We start from the raw sequence: 17998 nt of genomic DNA on the forward strand, positions 1-17998 counted from the left end.
CCGTCACTTATTTCAGTTGTGCCTGCAACTGTTCCGCGCCTTTATCCAGCCCGGTTTCGGCCGCACTCAGCGCACCCCAGGTCGCGCCAATGTTCAGCGAGTTCGGGTATTGCTTCGCGATATAAGCCTTCAGCAACTGATTGGAGGGGGCGTCATAAATTTCCACCGCATAACTCACGGAGCCGGTGAATGAACCCTGTTTGCCGCGCACTGACTGCACGATGTTGTACGGCCCGCCCATCAGATCAAAGCGGGTGAACGTGCCCAGAAACGCGGTGGTGGTTTGCGCGCCGGTGAGCGTCAGCCGGATGCGTAAGGTGCCGGGGGTAATAGCGTTGGTCAGCGGGAAACGCCCGCCGACACTTTTGCCGAACTGCTGCTGCATGTACGCCGCCAGTTGCTGTTTTTGCTCCGCCGTGACGTCATCAAACTGGGCATCCTTGCCCTGATAAATCACCACCGGATCGAGGATCGCGCGGCTGTATTTATTCCAGTCCGTCGGGGTGTTGTAGCTGTATGCGATATGGCCTGAATCGTCCTGGGTATCAGGTTTCATTTGTGGAGAAGAGGTGACCCCGGTGTAGGGCACAGGCTGGGTACTCGCGCACCCGGTGAGAAAACCCAAAGAAATCAAAGCCGCCAGAGAATAGCCGTAAACGGATGCAGACATTTTTCCTACCTTTTTAAGAATCGTCACGGGACGTCGGTTTCGGTTTATTTCAAAACCGTACGGTACGGTTCATTTATGGAGTAATAAAATTCCCATGTCAAGAAAATGTACAGGTGGGTTTAGTTTTGAGGAGAAGGTCACAAGGCGTAAAAAAGGCGTCATGTTTGCACATGACGCCTTTGATGTTGTCCGTTCGGGCGTTATCGGTTAGAAATCGACGTTCACGCCCAACTGGAAGCTGCGACCCGGCATCACGGCCAGCGCTTTGTTGTACTCATCCTGATTGGTGGTTTCGGTCAGGGTGCGGCTGCTCAGGTAATCCCAGTATTTGCGGTCGGTGATGTTATAAACGCCACCGCTGAGTTTCACGTTCTTCGCGACTTTCCAGTAGGCCGTTGCATCCACCATACCGTAGCCCGGCACATTCATGTATTCGGTGGTGGAACCCGTGATTGGCGTCCCGGCATTGGTGTAGCTCTGTCGGTTAGTCGCTTCGGCTTTTTTGCCTTTCACGAAGGTGGCGGTCAGGGCGGTGCCGTAGATGCCGGATGGCGCATCCCATGCCACGCCAGCCACAAACTTCATTGGCGGCACGCTGTCGAGGTCAACATATTTGTCGCCATCGTAGCTGGATTTCGATTCACCCTTGGCATAACCCAGTGCGAAGGTGGTGCTCAGGCCATCAACGCTGCTGAACCAGGTACCGTAGTTAATTTTGGTACTCAGATCGCCACCGTAGATAAAGGCTTCATCGCGGTTTTCTGCCTGATAAATCGTATAAATATTGGAGGGCACATTGGTGAACATACCCGGGCTGCCCGCGCGGGTGTAACGGGTGTTAGCAATGAAGTTTTTGTAGGTGTTATAGAAGAGGGAAGTCTTGAAGGTCACGCCTTCCGTGGCTTCGCCTTTCATGCCCCATTCAAAGTTATTGCTGGTTTCGGTTTTCAGATTAGTGTTACCGATCAGCGCGTACTGACCACGGCCTGCATAGTTAGAACCGAGGTTCCAGGAGCCGTAAAGCTGGCTGGCATCCGGGAACTGGGCACCGCGCTGGTACTGCAGGTAAGTCATCAGCTTAGGGGTGATGTCATAGGTGAAGGCCAGTGATGGCAGGGCCTGTGTATCGGAGTTGGCTTTACCGTACAGAGTGGAAACCTGATCTTCAGAAACAATGCTGTTGGACAAGTCTGACAGGTTTTCTGCCTTGGTATTCTGATACGCGACACGCACCGCAGGCACCACAGAGAAGTTATGGCCGTCGAGGTCAAACTTGATGGTGTCTTGCAGGAAGCCGCCGAGGATATACGTCCGGCTGTTAGCTTCCGGCTGCATGATAGTCGTGAAAGCACTTTGATCCGGGCTTTCGCGGAACGGACGTTCAGTGTTGGACACGCGGCCGTTGATACCGGCACTCAGCTCATGACGACCCAGCGTTTTTAGCCAGCTGGTCTCCGCGCCGTAGGTGTTCACGTCATAGTTTGAGTAGACGTTCATCATCTGCTTACTTTCGTTTGGCAGATAGGTGTTGTCGTGTGCCTGGGTGTACTGGTAATACACTTTCGAGACGATGGCATCCAGGTAATCGTTGAATGGCGTCCATTCATCTTTCAGGCTCGCGCCCCAGCGGCGGGTGTTACTTTGCTGTTGTGCGGTACCCAGAATCGCGCTGCCAGCATTGTTCCAGGTATCGTAATGGGTGTGGTTCACTTTCTCGTAGTAATCGAGGGTGCCGGTGACTTTATGTACATCATTCGGCTGCCAGATGACTGACGTCATAATGGCGTCAGAGTGCCAGTTGGCCGGATACGCATCGAGCGTATCGCTGTTGTTGCTGGTTTCCTGGCCGTCGCGGCGGCTGATGGCGATCAGGCCCCGCAGGGTTTCGTCACCGGCGGCAGCGGTGATGCCGTTGTGCCAGGAACGATCCGAAGAATCATAATCAGACTGGTAACCGAAATAGACTTCCTTGCCCGGACGCAGGTAATCGTCGGCAGATTTTGGCAGGAAGGAAACGGCACCGCCGATGGAGGTGTTGGCGCGATCGGCTGATGTGGCGCCGGATTCAATATCCACCTGACCGTAAATATACGGGTCGATGTAATCGCGGCCAATACCAAAGGTGTTCAGGCCCGCACGGCTGACGTAGCTGCGCCCGGTAGCGTTTGGCTGCGGTATACCGTCGACGTCAATACCGACGCGGTTGCTTTCCAGTCCACGGATGTTATAGCCGGTATAACCGCTGCGGTCGAAGCCGCTTTTGCCGTTGCCGGAGCCGCCACTCGCGCCGGTCGCGGTGATCAGCGGCTCATAACGCATGATAGTGCCGAAATCATTACCGCCTTTTCGCTGCATTTCTGCCGCCGTGATGGTGGTTTTCGAGCCTGGTTTTTTATCCGGCATCGTTTCGGTGACAGTCATGACTTCTTCATTGTTCTGCGCCAGATCCTGCGCGGTACGCACCGCCGGTTTTTTTTTGATGGCTTCAGAAGATTGCGTATTGCTTGCTGTGAGATCGGTATTGTCTTTAACGGCTTCCGCTGCATTTACGTTAAAGGTGGTGGTGAGAATCGTCCCCATGAAAATGACGTTTTTCACCAAACCCTGCTGTGTAAAGGATTTGAACATTTGTTATAAGTCCTGGACTAATTTTTTTAAGTTCTGCTCGCATTTACTGCCTTTCGACAAATCAGACGCGCTGGTCATCTGCATGCAATTCTTCCGTGAAAAGGCCATTGTCCTTATAAAATATGGGTTTATTTAACATCCGCACCCATTTCGGCTTCGTGAGAATGATAATGATACTGATAATTGTTATCAACAAAATGATAAAAAAAATGTAATTCTTAACGAAATCTTTGCAATTCGTCTTTCGAAACGGGCCAGGGGGGCGCGGCTTTACAAGCCGGAAAGGCATGGTTAGAGTGGGTACAAATAGAAACTGTACCGTACAGTTAAGGAGTGAAAATGAAAGTACGTACCGAGGCCAGAAGGGATGCGATTGTGGATGCCGCGGCGGAATTATTTCAGGAGTGCGGCTACGAGCGTGCTTCGATGAATGAGCTTGCCCGGCGGCTTGGCGGATCAAAAGCCACACTTTACAATTACTTTCCCTCCAAAGAATCGCTGCTGGTGGCGGTGGTTAAAGCCTACGCCACCGGGCATCTTTCCGATGCCGTTGACGGGCTTTCCGCCCCCTTGCCTGATCTGCCGCTTGAAACGGTGCTGACCCGTTTTGGTGAAAGAATGTTGCTGGTGCTGACCAACGACGGTACCGCGCTGGCGGTATACCGGATGGTGATTGCCGAAGCCGGGCGTTCTGACATCGGTATGTTGTTTCACGATGCCGGTCCGGGTGAAGCCATCGAATCACTGGCGGCATTTTTAGCGCTGGCGATGCAAAAAGGGCAACTCGGCAATGCCGATGCCGATTTGCGCGCCCGCCAGTTTCTGGCGCTGGTGACGGCGCAAACCAATATGCGTTTGTACCAGAGCGACCCTGCGCCACTGGACGTCATCGAGATCAAGCAACTGGTGAAAAACGCCGTCGAGATGTTCCTGTACGGCGCCGTGCGCTAGCCATTTTTCCTCCGGCCACTGCAATCCGAAGCCATCCACCGCGATGGCTTTTTTGTTTTTCCTTACACTTTCCGGGATTGCGGAAAACATGACTAAGATATATCTTTCAGCAAACCTTACCGCAAAAGAGAGAACGTGATGGCACAACATCGCACTGAAACCCCTGCCGCAAATCTGCCGGTTCGTGTCAAAAATGAACTGGTTTTCCGTCATATCACGGTAAAAAACAGTGAAACGATTTCCGGCTGTTTTAAACGCATTGTATTAAACGGCGACGAGCTGAGCGGGTTTACGTCACGCGGCTTCGATGACCACATCAAACTGTTTTTCCCGGCGAATCCGGGGGATGTCATTACACCACCCACTGCAACCGAAGAAGGGATCGTGTGGGGCGAAGGGCCGCGTCCGCTGAACCGCGAATACACGCCGCTGCATTACGATGCACAGACCAACGAACTGACGCTGGATTTCTATATTCACGACGGGGGTGTCGCCAGCGAATGGGCGGCGGGTGCGAAACCGGGCGATAAACTGATCATCGGCGGGCCACGTGGTTCACTGATCATCCCGACTACCTATAAATGGCAGTTGTATGTCTGCGATGAAACCGGTCTTCCGGCAGTGAAACGCCGTCTGCGCGAGCTGAAACAGGCGGCGTCTGACGCCAAAATCACCGTGCTGGTGAAAGTGAAAGACGTGAGTTGCATCAGCTATTTAGAGGATGAACAAGACTTCAACATCGAATGGATTGTCAGCGACGGGCACAACGGTTATCAGGAAGATGACGCGGCGGTTAAAAAACTGAAAAGCCTGCCGCTGCCAGAAAGTGATTACTACATCTGGGTCACCGGTGAAGGGAAATTCGTGAAAGGGCTGAATGATTATTTTGTGGAAACCCGTGGATTGGATGCGAACCTGGTGCGTTGTGTGGCCTATTGGCATAATAAATAACGATGATGAATCATAAACACCGCCGCGAAAGAATGTTCGAAACGGGGGATATCCGCCTGCTGATGCTGCATTTTTTGCAGCGGCGTTCCGCCCACGGTTATGAACTGATCAAGGCCATCGAAGAATTATCCAAAGGTGAATACAAGCCGAGCGCCAGTATCATTTATCCGAACCTGACCTTTTTAGAAGAACAGGGGTTGATTTCGGCCAGCCAGGAAGAGGGCGGTAAGAAGCAATATGCGATTACACCGGAAGGCGCACAGTCGCTGGCTGAACAGGGAGAACTGCTCGGCTCAGTGACGGAAAAATTGCATTCGCTGGCGATTTTATCCAACAATCGCAGCATTCCTGAAATGCAGCGCGCGATAAACAATATCCGCATGGCGCTTAACCTGCGGCTGGCGAAAGGCCCCATCGCACAGGAGACACTGTATAAAATCACCGATGCGTTAGACCGGGCAACAAAAGAAATCGAGCGCAGTTAGCCGTACCTCAGAAAGCAAAAAGCCTCCGGATGGAGGCTTTACTGTCCCGGTATTGTCACTTATCTTCCGGCCACGGGGTCAGTATTTCGTAGCCATCTTTCGTCACCGCAATCATATGTTCCCATTGTGCGGACAACGAATGATCTTTAGTCACCACGGTCCAGCCATCGGGCAGGACTTTGTTTTGTTTTTTACCGGCATTGAGCATCGGTTCGATGGTAAATAACATGCCTTCCTGCAATACCAGCCCGTGACCTTGCTCACCATAATGCAGCACCTGCGGATCTTCGTGATAGCCCATGCCGATGCCGTGGCCGCAATACTCTTCCACAATGGAAAACCCTTCGCGTTTCGCCACCGCAGCAATCGCAAAGCCGACGTCGCCGAGCGTTGCGCCGGGACGTACCACTGCAATACCGGCCATCATTGCTTCATAGGTGGTATCCACCAGACGGCGCGCCATAATGCCGGGTTCACCGGCGTAATACATACGGCTGGTATCGCCGTACCAGCCGTCTTTGATCAGCGCCACGTCGATGTTAACAATATCGCCTTTTTTCAGCGCCTTATCGGAAGGAATGCCGTGACAAATCACGTGGTTGACGGAGGTGCAGGTGGTTTTCTGATAGCCGTGATAACCGATATTGGCCGGGATCGCCTGCAATTCGTTGACGATAAAATCGTGGCAGATGCGGTCCAGTTCGTTAGTCGTAACGCCTGGCACTACGTACGGCGTGATCATATGCAACACGCGCGCCGCCAGTTTACCGGCGATACGGGCTTTATCGATGCCTTCCGGCGTTTTGATCATGCGGTTATTGTTGACGAAATACCTGCTGTCTAAACCATTATTCATTGCTTGCCTTCCTGTGTGTGCCACCCACGTTTAACAGCGTGCGGATACTTCCGGTGTTTTCTTCAGATTCCATGCTGCACTGCACCAGCAATTGCGAAATCTGGCTGTGCGTCATATCAGGATGGGTTTCCATCAGCATGCCAATCTTCATCCAGTGCTCGGCCTGTGCGTTCATCGAACGCGTATAAGCCATGCTGGCAATACGCAAATTCTCGTGCATCAGTTCTGAAATCTTAATGATACCCATGGGCTTGCCTCGGTAGTATACGAATCATATATGTTTTATATACTACGCAAAGCGAAAACGAAACTCAACCGGCGAGTTTCATGACACCTTTCGGAAAATGGCGTATATTGTGTTGATTTTTCAAGCTCTTATCCCAAATTTTAAATCCAAAAGGTTCACATGAAATCTACAAGTAAGTTACTTATCGGCCTTGTCTGTGTCATGGCGCTTTCTGGCTGCGCGCGTACCGAGCCGGTAACGACGCCGCATACCACGCTGGCAACCCATAATTCAGAAAGTCAGATCAGAACCGCTATTATCGACGCAGGGCAAAAACGTGGCTGGATAATGACGGATGGCGCACCGGGCGTGATTAACGGTCATCTGAATAACCGTGAACACAAAGCAGATATCCGTATTACCTATGACACCCGCGGCTACACCATTAATTATGTCGGCAGCACCAATCTGCTGGCCGGGAAAGGCGAGATTCACCGCAGTTACAACCATTGGGTGAATAATCTCGACAATGATATTCAGATTCGCCTGGCGTCCAGTGCCACAAAATAATTAAGTGTTAAGGGGCGGGTTATTGGCTCTTAACAGAAAGTAAAACGCCCCCGCTGAACAGACGGGGGCGTTTTCGCTATATGGCCGGGTTTAGTGGCGCTTACTGGCCCGAGGACTCTTTTTTCATCGCGTCTTTGGACATGGAATCTTTCGACATGCTGTCTTTCTTCATGTGATCTTTCGACATGCAGTCTTTGCCCATACTGTCTTTCGCCATGGTGTCTTTGCTCATACTGTCTTTTTTCATGCAGTCTTTTGACATATGGCCCATGGTGTCTTTCTTCGCCATTGCGTCAGCGGCATAGGTGGTGCTCACTGCGCCCATCATCAGACAAGCAGACATCATCATTATGGTTAACTTTTTCATGGTAAATCCTTCTCTTAGGTTTGATGTACAAAGGGTGTTGTGGAGAGTGTTCAGCTTCCGCCAAACCAGTTGTAGCCCTGATCTTCCCAGTAGCCACCGGTAAATTTATTGGTAATTTCAATCACTTCGATGTGTTTCGGATTCTTGTAGCCGAGTTTGGTCGGCATTCTCAGCTTCATCGGGAAGCCGTATTGTCGCGGCAAAATCTGGCCGTCGTAGGTCAGCGCCAGCAGGGTTTGCGGATGCAGTGCCGTCGCCATATCAATGCTGGTGTAATACTCGTCGGCGCATTTAAAACTGACATATTCCGCCGTGAGATCTGCCCCGATCAGGCGCAGAAAATCACCGAACGGCACACCGCCCCATTTACCAATCGCGCTCCAGCCTTCGACACAAATGTGTCGCGTCACCTGACTGACCTGCGCCATTTTGTACAGCGTCGGCAATGACCATTCGCGTTTATCCAGTGCCAGACCGGCGATTTTCAGGCGGTAAGTGTTGCCGTCGACTTGTGGCGCGTCGTCTTCGGCGTAAAAAGCGTTAAACGGAAACGGACGGGTGATCATCGATTCGGCATACACCGGCGCGAGGCGTGTTGAACCGAACAGCCAGCCCTGCACGCGGTCATTGAAACCGGAGATTTTGCCCAGCGCATTTTCCACGCTGGCGTTATCGCTGATATCGCAACCGGTCAGCATCGCCACGCCGCCGAGTGTCAGTCCGCGTTGTAAAAACAGGCGGCGGGAGGGCGCATCCAGTTCGCGGATAATCTGTTTTTTCGCTTCCTGTAAAATCGCTTCGCTGTCGGAAGGACTGAAAATCTGGCTGAGGGTTCTTTTAACGATGTTTTTCATCATGTCTTCCTTAACGCCCGCGGATCATGGCAATCAGGGTTTTCGGCACCAGCGCCACCATCACGATATGCAGCACCACGAATCCCACCAGTGAAGCCATCGCCAGAAAATGCACATAACGCGCGGTATCAAAGCCGCCCATCAGTTCGCGCAGCAGCGGGAATTGCACCGATTTCCACACCACCAGCCCGGAAAGCACCAGCACGATGCCGTCGAACATCACGAACACATACGCCGCACGTTGCACCATGTTGTAGTGCCGTAAATCGTCGTGTTTCAGCTTGCCACGCAGGGCAGCCCGCAAATCATTGAAGATGCCGCGTGGCGTCAGCGGCCAGAATTTCTGTTTCATCCGGCCGGTAAAAATGTTCATCAGCAGATAAAACAGACCGTTAAAACCGAACAACCACATACCGGCGAAATGCCACTGAATACCACCGCCGAGCCAGCCACCCAGTGTCACCGCTGGCGGGAAATCAAAATCAAACAGCGGTGATGCGTTATAAATCTGCCAGCCGCTGGTCACCATAATCAGCACCGCCAGCGCGTTCAGCCAGTGGGTCAGCCGCAGCCACAAAGGGTGCACCGTGGCCGGTTTGGATTTTGCCTGATGAGGTAATTCCGTGTGTATTGTCATAATGAAGTCCGGCTGTCCGCCCTGTGATGTAGCGAGTATTGAGCGGATTTGTTCCCCGAGACCTCACGCAAAGTTAAATAAAATGTGATAACTCGCAGACGGTTGCTTGTGTAGACTCAAACCATTAGGAAACGCCACGTTTTGGGATAACACATGGATAAGACGAAGAAGATCCTGATCGTTGAAGATGACGGGGATATCGCAGAACTGCTCAGCCTGCATCTGCGTGATGAAGGTTATGAGATTACCCACGCCGCCGACGGCAATCTGGGGGTGGCACATCTGGAGAAGGGCGGCTGGGACGCGCTGATCCTCGATCTGATGCTGCCGGGCGTCGATGGTCTGGAAATCTGCCGCCGCGCACGCAATATGACGCGGTATACGCCGATCATTATTATCAGCGCGCGTTCCAGCGAAGTACATCGCGTGCTCGGGCTGGAACTGGGCGCGGACGATTATCTGGCGAAACCGTTCTCTATGCTGGAACTGGTGGCGCGGGTCAAGGCGCTGTTCCGGCGGCAGGAAGCGATGAGCCGTAATCTGAAAATGGATGCCGGAACGCTGAGCTTTTCCGGGCTGGTGATCGACCCGATTGCGCGTGACGTGATGCTCAATCATCAGTCTGTCGAGCTGACGCCCCGCGAGTTTGACCTGTTGTATTTCTTTGCCAAAAATCCCGGCAAAGTGTTCTCGCGACTCAGCCTGTTAAACCAGGTCTGGGGCTATGAACACGAAGGGTATGAACATACGGTGAACACCCATATCAACCGGCTGCGCATCAAGATAGAGACCAATCCGGCCGAGCCGGAACGGATTCTGACCGTGTGGGGAAAAGGCTATAAATTCGTCTCCTCTTCTGAGGCGTCACAAGGGTAAATCATGAAAAATCTCACGCTGGCGCAAAGACTGACTCTGGTGTTTATGGTGCTGCTGATCGCCTGCTGCGCGCTTTCCGGCTATATGCAGGTGCGTTCCAGCAACCAGTACAGCCAGTCGGTGATCCAGCGTCTGTCGGCCAATCTGGCGACGCAGATCGCGGCGAATAATCCGCTGCTCAGCCAGGGCGACTGGGATCCGAAAGCGGTCCATACGCTGTTTGATCAGCTGATGGCGGTGAATCCGAGCGTTGAGGTGTATCTGCTCGACAAAGACGGCAATATCGTCGGCAATGCGGCGCCTCCGGGACGGTTGCAACAGCAGAAAATCGATTTAGCACCGGTGAATGCGCTGCTGCACGGCGCGAAAATGCCGGTATATGGCGACAATCCGCGTGACCCGCAAACCCGTCAGGTATTCAGCGCCGCGCCGTTGCAGGTAGACGGTGTGACCAAAGGCTATGTGTATATCGTGCTTCTCGGCGATGAATACACCGCACTGACCAGCGACGCGCAGTATCAGTCGGCGATTTCTCTGGCGCTGCGGTCTATGGGGCTGGTGGCACTGTTTGGCCTGCTGGCGGGTGCGCTGGCGTTCCGTTGGGTGACGCGCCCGGTGCGTAAACTCACGGCGCAGATTGCACAACTCGATTCCGGCGGCATGGACGCAATTCAGGCGCTGGCGAAAACGGATACTCCGGCCGGTGCCGCCCGCGATGAAGTCACACAGTTACAACAGGCGTTTGTCGCGCTGGCAAAACGTATCGACCAGCAATGGCAAAGTCTGATGGTGCAGGATCAACAGCGGCGGGAATTTATCGCCAATATTTCTCATGACCTGCGCACGCCGCTGACCTCCCTGCATGGCTATCTGGAAACGTTGTCGGTGAAAGCTGAACATCTGACCAACGAAGACCGGCAGCGTTATCTGAATATTGCCCTGACGCAAAGTAAAAAAGTCGGGCGGCTGGCGCAGGAATTATTTGAACTGGCGCGGCTGGAATATGGCGTGGTGAAACCGCAGAAAGAACCGTTCTCGCTGAGTGAACTGGTACAGGATGTTTTCCAGAAATTTGAACTGGCGACTGAAACGCGCGGGCAAAAATTACTGGCGGATATCACACCGGGTATTCCGCTGGTGAATGCCGATTTAGGCATGATTGAACGGGTGCTGACCAATCTGCTGGATAATGCGATTCGTTTTACCCCGGAAGGCGGCGTAATCGAAATAAAACTGTGGAAACAGGAAGGGCAGGTGATGGTACAACTGAAAGACAGCGGACCGGGCATTGCGCCGGAGCTGAAAGACAGCCTGTTTGTGCGTCCGTCGATCCTCAGTACCAATAAACACCGTGCCGGCGGGCTGGGGCTGATGATCGTGCGCCGCATTCTGCAACTCCACGGCAGCGATATCCGGCTGATTGAACAACCGAAACACGGTGCCTGTTTTCAGTTTTCCGTACCTGTTTAAATTCCTGATTTTTAATTTCCGTCAGGGTATGAATGCCGTGGCGGAAATAACGTAATGTTTCGTCATTAAGTTATTGTGATGTATTCATTAGTGTTAAATAATTATTATTTTTTTTGATATAAACCAAAAAGGTTTAGCGCGTGAATTTAAACGGTACTTTTTGATCTTCGGCAGTAAATATATATTCAATCTGGCGATGAAAATAATTTTCTCATTATGTGGAATATTTATTTACCTGGATAAAAATATGTCTAAGAAAGAAAGCCACCCTCAAAATAATAACGTGCATGACCTCCGGTCTGCGATTGCATTTTTAGAAAGCCTGCCAGGCGAAATGGTCAGTACCGATGTGGAAGTGGATCCGCATGCGGAACTCTCCGGCGTGTACCGCTATGTCGGTGCCGGGGGAACCTGTGAACGTCCGACCCGTAAAGGCCCGGCGATGATGTTTAACACCATCAAAGGTTTTCCGGGGGTGCGTGTGGTCACCGGTCTGATGTCTACCCGCGAACGTGTGGGCTATCTGCTGAACTGTGCGCCGGAAAAACTCGGTTTTCTGCTGAAAGATTCGGTGAAAAACGCCATCGCGCCCGTGGTTGTGGATCGCGGCACGGCACCCTGTCAGGAAGTGACGTACCTGGCGGATGATCCGAATTTTGACCTGCGCACCTTGCTGCCTGCACCGACCAATACCGAAGAAGATGCCGGTCCGTATTTCACCATGGGCATGTGCTATGCCTCTGATCCTGAAACCAAAGAATCCGACATTACCATTCACCGCCTGTGCATTCAGAGCCGCGACGAACTGTCGATGTGGCTGACCCCGGGTCGCCATATTGATGCTTTCCGCGAAAAAGCCGAGCGTGCGGGTAAACCGCTGCCGATTTCCATCAGCATCGGCGTTGATCCGGCGATTGAGATTGCCGCCTGCTTCGAGCCACCAACCACGCCGCTGGGCTTCAACGAACTGAGCATTGCCGGTGCATTGCGCGGGAAAGCGGTGGAACTGACGCACTGTGTTTCCATCGACGAAAAAGCCATTGCCCACGCCGAAATCGTGATTGAAGGCGAACTGCTGCCGGACGTGCGTGTCCGTGAAGATCAGAACACCAACACCGGCAAAGCGATGCCTGAATTCCCAGGCTATACCGGTGAAGCAAAAGCTGCGCTGCCGGTGATTAAGGTGAAAGCGGTGACGCATCGCTGCAATCCTATCCTGCAAACCACGCTTGGCCCGAGCGGTGAACACGTCAGCATGGCCGGTATTCCGACCGAAGCCAGTATTCTGGATATGATCGACCGCGCCATGCCGGGACGTGTGTTGAATGTGCATGCGCACACCTCCGGTGGCGGTAAGTTACTGGCGGTGCTGCAATTTAAAAAATCCTCACCGGTGGATGAAGGCCGTCAGAGACAAGCCGCGCTGCTGGCGTTTGCAGCCTTCTCCGAGCTGAAACACGTGATTCTGGTGGATGAAGATGTGGATATTTTCGATACCGATGACATCCTGTGGGCGATGCAAACCCGCTATCAGGGCGACGTGGATACCGTCACTATTCCGGGTGTGCGTTGCCATCCGCTGGATCCTTCGCAACATCCAGCCTACAGCCCAGGTATTTTGCAGGAAGGTATGTCATGCAAAACTATTTTCGACTGCACAGTGCCGTTTCATCTGAAAGCCCATTTCGAACGTTCCAAATTTAAAGACGCCGATGTGAAGAAATTCCTGCCTGATTTTAAATATTAATATTATGTGCCCTTCATACTTCGCATTGCAGTGCGAAGTATGAAGGGCGGAGAGGTGAAATGAAGAGAAGGCGGATAATTGTCGGCATCAGCGGGGCTTCGGGATTTCAGTATGGAATGAAGGCACTGGAAATATTGCGCGATATCGATATCGACGTGCACCTGATTATCAGTAAAGGTGCCGAAGTGACACGTAGTCTTGAAACCGATATCGGGCGGCAGGATGTGATCCGGCTGGCCGATGACGTGCATTCCATTAATAATCTTGGGGCGTCGGTATCCAGTGGTTCTTTTAAAACCATCGGGATGATTATCGCGCCGTGTTCGATGAACACTCTGGGGTCTGTTGCTCACGGACTCACCAGTAACTTACTGACACGCGCCGCAGATGTCGTATTAAAAGAGCGGCGCAGGTTAGTATTAATGGTCAGAGAAACGCCGTTGAATCTGTCGCATCTGAAAAATATGCAGGCGGTGACGGAAATGGGCGGGATTATTTTCCCGCCGGTTCCCGCCCTGTACCATAAACCTGAAAGCGTGGATGATATTATTCACCACAGCGTGGCACGTGCTCTGGATTTATTTGACCTGAATGTTGGCAATATTAAGCGCTGGGGCGAAGACCGATAAACAGCACAGAGCGAAATACCTTAAATTTGTGGAGTTAACATGTTAATTGGACCTGTTGTTAACAGCGGTGCCATTATTCTTGGCGGCCTGTTAGGGGGCTTTCTTGGCGTAAAAATGCCAGAGCGCTTGCGAACCTCGCTGCCCCAGACCTTCGGTTTGTGCTCAATGGCGCTCGGCGTCGTACTGCTGGTGAAAATGCACAGCATGCCGGTGGTGATTTTATCGGTGATCCTCGGTGCGGCTATCGGTGAACTGTTTTATCTCGAACGCTATATTGCCCGTCTTGGGAATATGGCACGCGGTATCGCTTCGAAATTTGCGCCGGATACCGGCATGGACCATAACGTTTTTACCGAGAAATTCGTGGCGATTATTGTGCTGTTTTGCGCCAGTGGCACCGGGATTATCGGGGCGATGACCGAAGGCATGACGCATGATCCGAACATCCTGTTCGTAAAAGCCATCATGGATTTATTCACAGCTGCGATTTTTGCTACGGTGCTGGGTTATGCCGTTGCACTAATTTTTATTCCGCAGTGGATTGTGCAGTTTCTTATCGCCTCGGCAGCGGTGTCTATTTTGCCGCTGACCAATGCTGAAATGATGGGTGATTTCACCGCAGCAGGCGGTTTTATTATGCTGGCGGCCGGTTTTCGCATCAGCGGAATTAAATCTATCGCAGTAGGAAATTTATTACCGGTGTTAATTCTGGTCATGCCCATTTCCCACTACTGGAGCCTGTTTATCCACTGACGGATGTCCGCACAAGCCACTTCCCCGTGAAGTGGCTTTTTGTATACTGGGCGTCACGCGGCCAGACTGACAGGAAGGGAAAGAAAGATGGATCTCAAAAGAATGCGCTATTTCTGTACTATCGCTGAGCAGGGCTCGATCAGCAAAGCGGCGAAAGTGCTGAATATCGCACAGCCTCCGCTCGGAAAACGCCTGCATGAGCTGGAAGAAGAAATCGGTTCGCCGCTGTTTATCCGCACCAGCAAACAAATGGTACTCACTGAAGCCGGACGCTTTCTGTATCGCAAAACCAGCGACATCCTCAATCAGGTTAACAGCGTCACCAGACAAGCCATCGATATCGCCTCGCAAAAAAAACGCCCGGTGCGTATCGGCGTTTCTTACCTTTATCTGCGCTATTTCAACACCGTTTTTCTTGAGCTGTACCGCAAAAACCCGGACTGGGATCCGAACATTTTAGTGTCCGAATCGACCAGTCTGGAAGAGCTGGTGATGAACAAAACGCTGGATATGGCGATGATCCAGACGCCAGCCGACGTGCGTTCTTTCTACGTGCGTGAATTCGAGCCGATAAAACTGGTCGCGGTGGTGTCCGGCGAACTGGCGAACACGCTGCCGGAACGTACGCTTTCTTTTGCTGATCTCTCCGGTTTCCCGCTGGTGATGCTGCACCGCATGGGCGGCGAGGGGACGTATGAAGTGCTGCTCAACCGACTGTATGAAGAAGTGAAAGACGTGAATGTGATCATGAAAGTGTCCGAACCCCGGATGGTGATCGAGATGTTCCGCGACGGTCTGGTCGGTGCGGCGCTGATGCCGGGATCTGAAGTGGGTGAGAGCCGTCACTTCCGCAGCTTTGAAATCGAACAGAAGGGGAAACTTTTCCGTCCGGCCATTATTACCCTGCACACTGAAAAAGATTCTTTTTTGCCCGAGGCGTAGATTTTGTAAAGTCAGGAAAGAGTGAACTATAATCCCCACTCTTCATGCTGACTGGACGACCAGAGACTCAGCCATACTGATGCAGGGACGACCTTGCGTGTTTTAAGGACATTTTATGGCCTGGGTTTATCTGCTTTTCGCCGGTATTTTCGAAGTGGTCTGGTCGACCGCGATGAAAGAATCTCACGGTTTCACCCGTCTCATTCCCAGTATGCTTACGGTCTTCTTCATGATACTCAGCGTTGTTTTGCTGGCGATTTCCATGAAAACGCTGCCCCTCGGCACGTCTTACACCGTCTGGGTAGGCATCGGCGCCATCGGCGCTTTCATTCTCGGTGTTGTGATGTTTGGCGAAAGCCTTAATCCGCTGCGCGTCATCGCCGTCCTGCTGATTTTTTCAGGCGTAATTTTGCTGAAAGTAGCGACGAAAGGATAGAAGCGGCAACGCGGAACATGACAAAGCCGCTCTGTAAAAGGAGCGGCTTTTTTTTACATCTTACTCACTGCGCTCAAAGAGAGTCCTGAATATCTGCTGAGAAACCGGCACCAGCCCGACTTTCAGGCCAAATGGTCTAAACAGTTTGTTGATGATGTCAGGCGTGTAATTTCCCTTATCATTTTCCACTTCTGATAGCGTCTTACGTGACACTGTCACTAGTTTCCCAAAGGCGTCTTGTTTTAACCCCAGCACCGTAATCCTCAGTGCTTTTAGTGCTTGTCCCTGCGTGATTTCACCCAAAAGTAACGCCCGCATGATGTCGAGCCGGGCTTGATTTCGGTCATTGGTGCTGACGGGTTTCGTCAGGTTCGACACTCTTCGCTGGGCTTGTTTTTTTCCCGTGGAAGATGTTTCTTCCTGAGCCAGCATTTGTCCGGCGTCACGCCGCACATGATTCGCCTCATTTTGTTTAGCCCGTATTTTATCAATGGTATTTCTCGCAGAGTTTGCGGCAATCTCTGGTTCTTTCATAACAACCCCCAGCGGCGTAACTTTTCAGGAATAAAACTGAAACTTATCGCGGGCATGTTCAAAATTTGCTGCGGTATGCCACGGGCTTCCAGCCGCTCTTTCAGTCCCGACAGTTGATGTGACGTGTTTTTAAGTGCCGAAAGTAATGTTTCTGCCGGGACAAGATCATCGAGTGATTGTGCAATGCCGGGATAATCGTATTCACCGCCGATTTCCAGCGGAGCCTTCCATTTCGTCGTTCTGGCAATACCTTCCGGATCGGCTTTCATCGGCGCAAAATCGTAGATTGGTGCAAGCCGGATGCTGCGTTCATCTTTCAGGAAAGAGGTGTTACGCCCATGATTATCGCTGTTACCAAAAATAATATTGAGCAGATCTCGTCGTACCCATTCAGTCACAAACCCCGGGATATCAAAATCAAAACCTTGTTCTGTCACCATATGACTGTGTGAAATCTTATCGATCAGTGCACGGAGGGTTTCTTCATGATACAGCGTCACACCGGGCGCTTTGCGCAGGAGTGAATAGACTGATTCCATTCCGAAACGTCTGATAAGTCCTTCCTCTTCAAAAGAAATATCAAAACGCGGAAGCCAGAGTGACGGATAAGTCAGCCCTTCTTCCAGCCGCATGTTTTGCGTCGGGATCGTGTCAAACCCCATGGCTTCAAGCTCATGGTAGAAATAGAATTCTGCCCGAAGAATATTGCAGTCTACCTCTGTTCTTGCGCCACGGGGATATTTGACCAAATAGGGAATGTCCCGGTTGGCAGTGTCATTCTGGTAGGTATCAATCCAGATTTGCTGTTCCTGACTACAACGCAGCAACAGCTTTGGTGCTTCGCCCCCGGCGCCTGTCGCGCCACCGGCAGCCGCACCGCGTTGTTGTGCGTAGTCCAGAAAGTCACCCGCCCGGTTTTTAACATCTTCTATAGTGAAGAAAAGTTTTTCAGCCAGCGGATTATATTCCGGTAATGATTCTTTTATGCGCAGATTGCCAACAGGGGACAAGGTGCCATGTTTGAGCAAAATGAAATTTTGCTGATCGGCTGTCAGTCCTTCGAGATCGAGATAGTTTGCCCAATAGCGGCGACTTGAACCGCTGGGAATAATATCATCAAGAAACTTCAGCCAACCCCGCTCATCGTCACCATCAAAAAACAAAGAGACGGGGTGATTCAACGATGCGGCATGGTTATCGTCACGATCAAGGTTATCAATAGCGTAATCCGAATGATAATTCAGTTCGGTCAGACGATAGTTATTCTGCTCACTGCCGGGAAAAGTGATGTTAGCAATATCAACCCAGGTATTATTGAGGAAAGCTTGTAACGTTAAAAATTCCATATGGGCTCCCATTAGTGTATGAGTGGTATATTACTCATTATCCAATGAGAGTCCATTTAATGTTACCTAA

20 protein-coding genes are annotated in these 17998 nt (G+C 51.7%); 11 read left to right on the plus strand and 9 right to left on the minus strand.

Annotated features, from left to right (window positions below; translation table 11 throughout):
- Positions 1–7: 7 nt before the first annotated feature.
- Both AACU55_RS07405 and AACU55_RS07410 read right to left on the minus strand, forming a co-directional pair.
- Complete coding sequence (locus tag AACU55_RS07405) at positions 8–670, minus strand: DUF3313 domain-containing protein (RefSeq protein ID WP_112151443.1); 663 nt, start codon at positions 668–670, stop codon at positions 8–10.
- Positions 671–877: 207 nt separating this feature from the next.
- Complete coding sequence (locus AACU55_RS07410; protein WP_371687417.1) at positions 878–3250, minus strand: TonB-dependent receptor domain-containing protein; 2373 nt, start codon at positions 3248–3250, stop codon at positions 878–880.
- 387 nt (positions 3251–3637) lie between these two features.
- On the opposite strand from AACU55_RS07410, the gene AACU55_RS07415 reads away from it, so the two are divergent.
- The 3 genes from AACU55_RS07415 (at position 3638) to AACU55_RS07425 (ending at position 5685) form a co-directional block, all read left to right on the plus strand.
- Positions 3638–4249: a TetR/AcrR family transcriptional regulator gene (locus tag AACU55_RS07415; RefSeq protein ID WP_013578092.1), complete on the plus strand. Its 612-nt coding sequence runs from the start codon at positions 3638–3640 to the stop codon at positions 4247–4249.
- A 138-nt stretch (positions 4250–4387) separates the two neighbouring features.
- Positions 4388–5200: a siderophore-interacting protein gene (locus AACU55_RS07420; protein WP_134705334.1), complete on the plus strand. Its 813-nt coding sequence runs from the start codon at positions 4388–4390 to the stop codon at positions 5198–5200.
- Positions 5201–5202: 2 nt separating this feature from the next.
- Positions 5203–5685, plus strand: coding sequence for a PadR family transcriptional regulator (locus tag AACU55_RS07425; protein WP_240785616.1), 483 nt, complete (start codon positions 5203–5205; stop codon positions 5683–5685).
- 55 nt (positions 5686–5740) lie between these two features.
- On the opposite strand, the gene map is transcribed toward AACU55_RS07425, so the two are convergent.
- Complete coding sequence (map, locus tag AACU55_RS07430; RefSeq protein ID WP_051930967.1) at positions 5741–6541, minus strand: type I methionyl aminopeptidase; 801 nt, start codon at positions 6539–6541, stop codon at positions 5741–5743.
- Positions 6534–6788, minus strand: a complete 255-nt coding sequence (locus tag AACU55_RS07435; protein WP_013578096.1) for a ParD-like family protein — start codon at positions 6786–6788, stop codon at positions 6534–6536. Before AACU55_RS07435 ends, map begins: the two co-directional genes overlap by 8 nt.
- A gap of 159 nt (positions 6789–6947) precedes the next feature.
- Here AACU55_RS07435 and AACU55_RS07440 point away from each other — a divergent pair, with 159 nt between their 5' ends.
- The gene (locus tag AACU55_RS07440; RefSeq protein WP_013578097.1) at positions 6948–7337 is read left to right on the plus strand and encodes a hypothetical protein; all 390 of its coding nucleotides are present in this window, start codon (positions 6948–6950) and stop codon (positions 7335–7337) included.
- 100 nt (positions 7338–7437) lie between these two features.
- Here the strand turns inward: AACU55_RS07440 and AACU55_RS07445 are convergent, their stop codons facing one another.
- From AACU55_RS07445 to AACU55_RS07455, 3 genes are read right to left on the minus strand one after another with little or no spacing between them, the layout of a single operon-like run.
- Positions 7438–7704, minus strand: a complete 267-nt coding sequence (locus AACU55_RS07445) for a pentapeptide MXKDX repeat protein (RefSeq protein ID WP_013578098.1) — start codon at positions 7702–7704, stop codon at positions 7438–7440.
- Between the two features lie 50 nt (positions 7705–7754).
- Positions 7755–8558 (minus strand): molybdopterin-dependent oxidoreductase, encoded by an 804-nt coding sequence (locus tag AACU55_RS07450; protein WP_134705335.1) that lies wholly within the window; start codon positions 8556–8558, stop codon positions 7755–7757.
- A gap of 10 nt (positions 8559–8568) precedes the next feature.
- Positions 8569–9195, minus strand: coding sequence for a cytochrome b/b6 domain-containing protein (locus AACU55_RS07455; RefSeq protein ID WP_037032786.1), 627 nt, complete (start codon positions 9193–9195; stop codon positions 8569–8571).
- A gap of 153 nt (positions 9196–9348) precedes the next feature.
- On the opposite strand from AACU55_RS07455, the gene AACU55_RS07460 reads away from it, so the two are divergent.
- The 7 genes from AACU55_RS07460 to AACU55_RS07490 all read left to right on the plus strand — a co-directional run bounded on the left by AACU55_RS07460 (position 9349) and on the right by AACU55_RS07490 (position 16048).
- Positions 9349–10071, plus strand: a complete 723-nt coding sequence (locus tag AACU55_RS07460) for a response regulator transcription factor (protein ID WP_013578101.1) — start codon at positions 9349–9351, stop codon at positions 10069–10071.
- A gap of 3 nt (positions 10072–10074) precedes the next feature.
- Positions 10075–11541 carry a sensor histidine kinase gene (locus AACU55_RS07465; RefSeq protein ID WP_134705336.1) on the plus strand — a complete coding sequence of 489 codons (1467 nt, stop codon included), beginning with the start codon at positions 10075–10077 and terminating at the stop codon, positions 11539–11541.
- A gap of 247 nt (positions 11542–11788) precedes the next feature.
- Positions 11789–13288, plus strand: a complete 1500-nt coding sequence (locus tag AACU55_RS07470; protein ID WP_134705337.1) for a UbiD family decarboxylase — start codon at positions 11789–11791, stop codon at positions 13286–13288.
- A gap of 59 nt (positions 13289–13347) precedes the next feature.
- Positions 13348–13917, plus strand: coding sequence for a UbiX family flavin prenyltransferase (locus tag AACU55_RS07475; protein WP_037032789.1), 570 nt, complete (start codon positions 13348–13350; stop codon positions 13915–13917).
- A gap of 39 nt (positions 13918–13956) precedes the next feature.
- Complete coding sequence (locus AACU55_RS07480) at positions 13957–14670, plus strand: DUF554 domain-containing protein (RefSeq protein WP_134705338.1); 714 nt, start codon at positions 13957–13959, stop codon at positions 14668–14670.
- Positions 14671–14757: 87 nt separating this feature from the next.
- Entirely contained in the window at positions 14758–15612 is an 855-nt protein-coding gene (locus tag AACU55_RS07485; protein ID WP_013578104.1) for a LysR family transcriptional regulator, read from the plus strand.
- A gap of 115 nt (positions 15613–15727) precedes the next feature.
- Positions 15728–16048, plus strand: coding sequence for a DMT family transporter (locus AACU55_RS07490; protein ID WP_013578105.1), 321 nt, complete (start codon positions 15728–15730; stop codon positions 16046–16048).
- Between the two features lie 60 nt (positions 16049–16108).
- Here AACU55_RS07490 and AACU55_RS07495 read toward each other — a convergent pair whose 3' ends face one another.
- Complete coding sequence (locus tag AACU55_RS07495; protein WP_013578106.1) at positions 16109–16582, minus strand: helix-turn-helix transcriptional regulator; 474 nt, start codon at positions 16580–16582, stop codon at positions 16109–16111.
- Positions 16579–17928, minus strand: a complete 1350-nt coding sequence (locus AACU55_RS07500) for a type II toxin-antitoxin system HipA family toxin (RefSeq protein ID WP_013578107.1) — start codon at positions 17926–17928, stop codon at positions 16579–16581. Before AACU55_RS07500 ends, AACU55_RS07495 begins: the two co-directional genes overlap by 4 nt.
- Between the last annotated feature and the right edge of the window lie 70 nt (positions 17929–17998).

This window comes from Rahnella sp. CJA17(1/100), from assembly GCF_963881615.1.
Lineage (GTDB): Bacteria > Pseudomonadota > Gammaproteobacteria > Enterobacterales > Enterobacteriaceae > Rahnella > Rahnella aceris.

Coding starts and splice junctions, on each gene's coding strand:
- AACU55_RS07405 (WP_112151443.1), bottom strand. CDS start 670: ATGTCTGCATCCGTTTACGGCTATTCTCTGGCGGCTTTGATTTCTTTG.
- AACU55_RS07410 (WP_371687417.1), bottom strand. CDS start 3,250: ATGGGGACGATTCTCACCACCACCTTTAACGTAAATGCAGCGGAAGCC.
- AACU55_RS07415 (WP_013578092.1), top strand. CDS start 3,638: ATGAAAGTACGTACCGAGGCCAGAAGGGATGCGATTGTGGATGCCGCG.
- AACU55_RS07420 (WP_134705334.1), top strand. CDS start 4,388: ATGGCACAACATCGCACTGAAACCCCTGCCGCAAATCTGCCGGTTCGT.
- AACU55_RS07425 (WP_240785616.1), top strand. CDS start 5,203: ATGATGAATCATAAACACCGCCGCGAAAGAATGTTCGAAACGGGGGAT.
- map (WP_051930967.1), bottom strand. CDS start 6,541: ATGAATAATGGTTTAGACAGCAGGTATTTCGTCAACAATAACCGCATG.
- AACU55_RS07435 (WP_013578096.1), bottom strand. CDS start 6,788: ATGGGTATCATTAAGATTTCAGAACTGATGCACGAGAATTTGCGTATT.
- AACU55_RS07440 (WP_013578097.1), top strand. CDS start 6,948: ATGAAATCTACAAGTAAGTTACTTATCGGCCTTGTCTGTGTCATGGCG.
- AACU55_RS07445 (WP_013578098.1), bottom strand. CDS start 7,704: ATGAAAAAGTTAACCATAATGATGATGTCTGCTTGTCTGATGATGGGC.
- AACU55_RS07450 (WP_134705335.1), bottom strand. CDS start 8,558: ATGAAAAACATCGTTAAAAGAACCCTCAGCCAGATTTTCAGTCCTTCC.
- AACU55_RS07455 (WP_037032786.1), bottom strand. CDS start 9,195: ATGACAATACACACGGAATTACCTCATCAGGCAAAATCCAAACCGGCC.
- AACU55_RS07460 (WP_013578101.1), top strand. CDS start 9,349: ATGGATAAGACGAAGAAGATCCTGATCGTTGAAGATGACGGGGATATC.
- AACU55_RS07465 (WP_134705336.1), top strand. CDS start 10,075: ATGAAAAATCTCACGCTGGCGCAAAGACTGACTCTGGTGTTTATGGTG.
- AACU55_RS07470 (WP_134705337.1), top strand. CDS start 11,789: ATGTCTAAGAAAGAAAGCCACCCTCAAAATAATAACGTGCATGACCTC.
- AACU55_RS07475 (WP_037032789.1), top strand. CDS start 13,348: ATGAAGAGAAGGCGGATAATTGTCGGCATCAGCGGGGCTTCGGGATTT.
- AACU55_RS07480 (WP_134705338.1), top strand. CDS start 13,957: ATGTTAATTGGACCTGTTGTTAACAGCGGTGCCATTATTCTTGGCGGC.
- AACU55_RS07485 (WP_013578104.1), top strand. CDS start 14,758: ATGGATCTCAAAAGAATGCGCTATTTCTGTACTATCGCTGAGCAGGGC.
- AACU55_RS07490 (WP_013578105.1), top strand. CDS start 15,728: ATGGCCTGGGTTTATCTGCTTTTCGCCGGTATTTTCGAAGTGGTCTGG.
- AACU55_RS07495 (WP_013578106.1), bottom strand. CDS start 16,582: ATGAAAGAACCAGAGATTGCCGCAAACTCTGCGAGAAATACCATTGAT.
- AACU55_RS07500 (WP_013578107.1), bottom strand. CDS start 17,928: ATGGAATTTTTAACGTTACAAGCTTTCCTCAATAATACCTGGGTTGAT.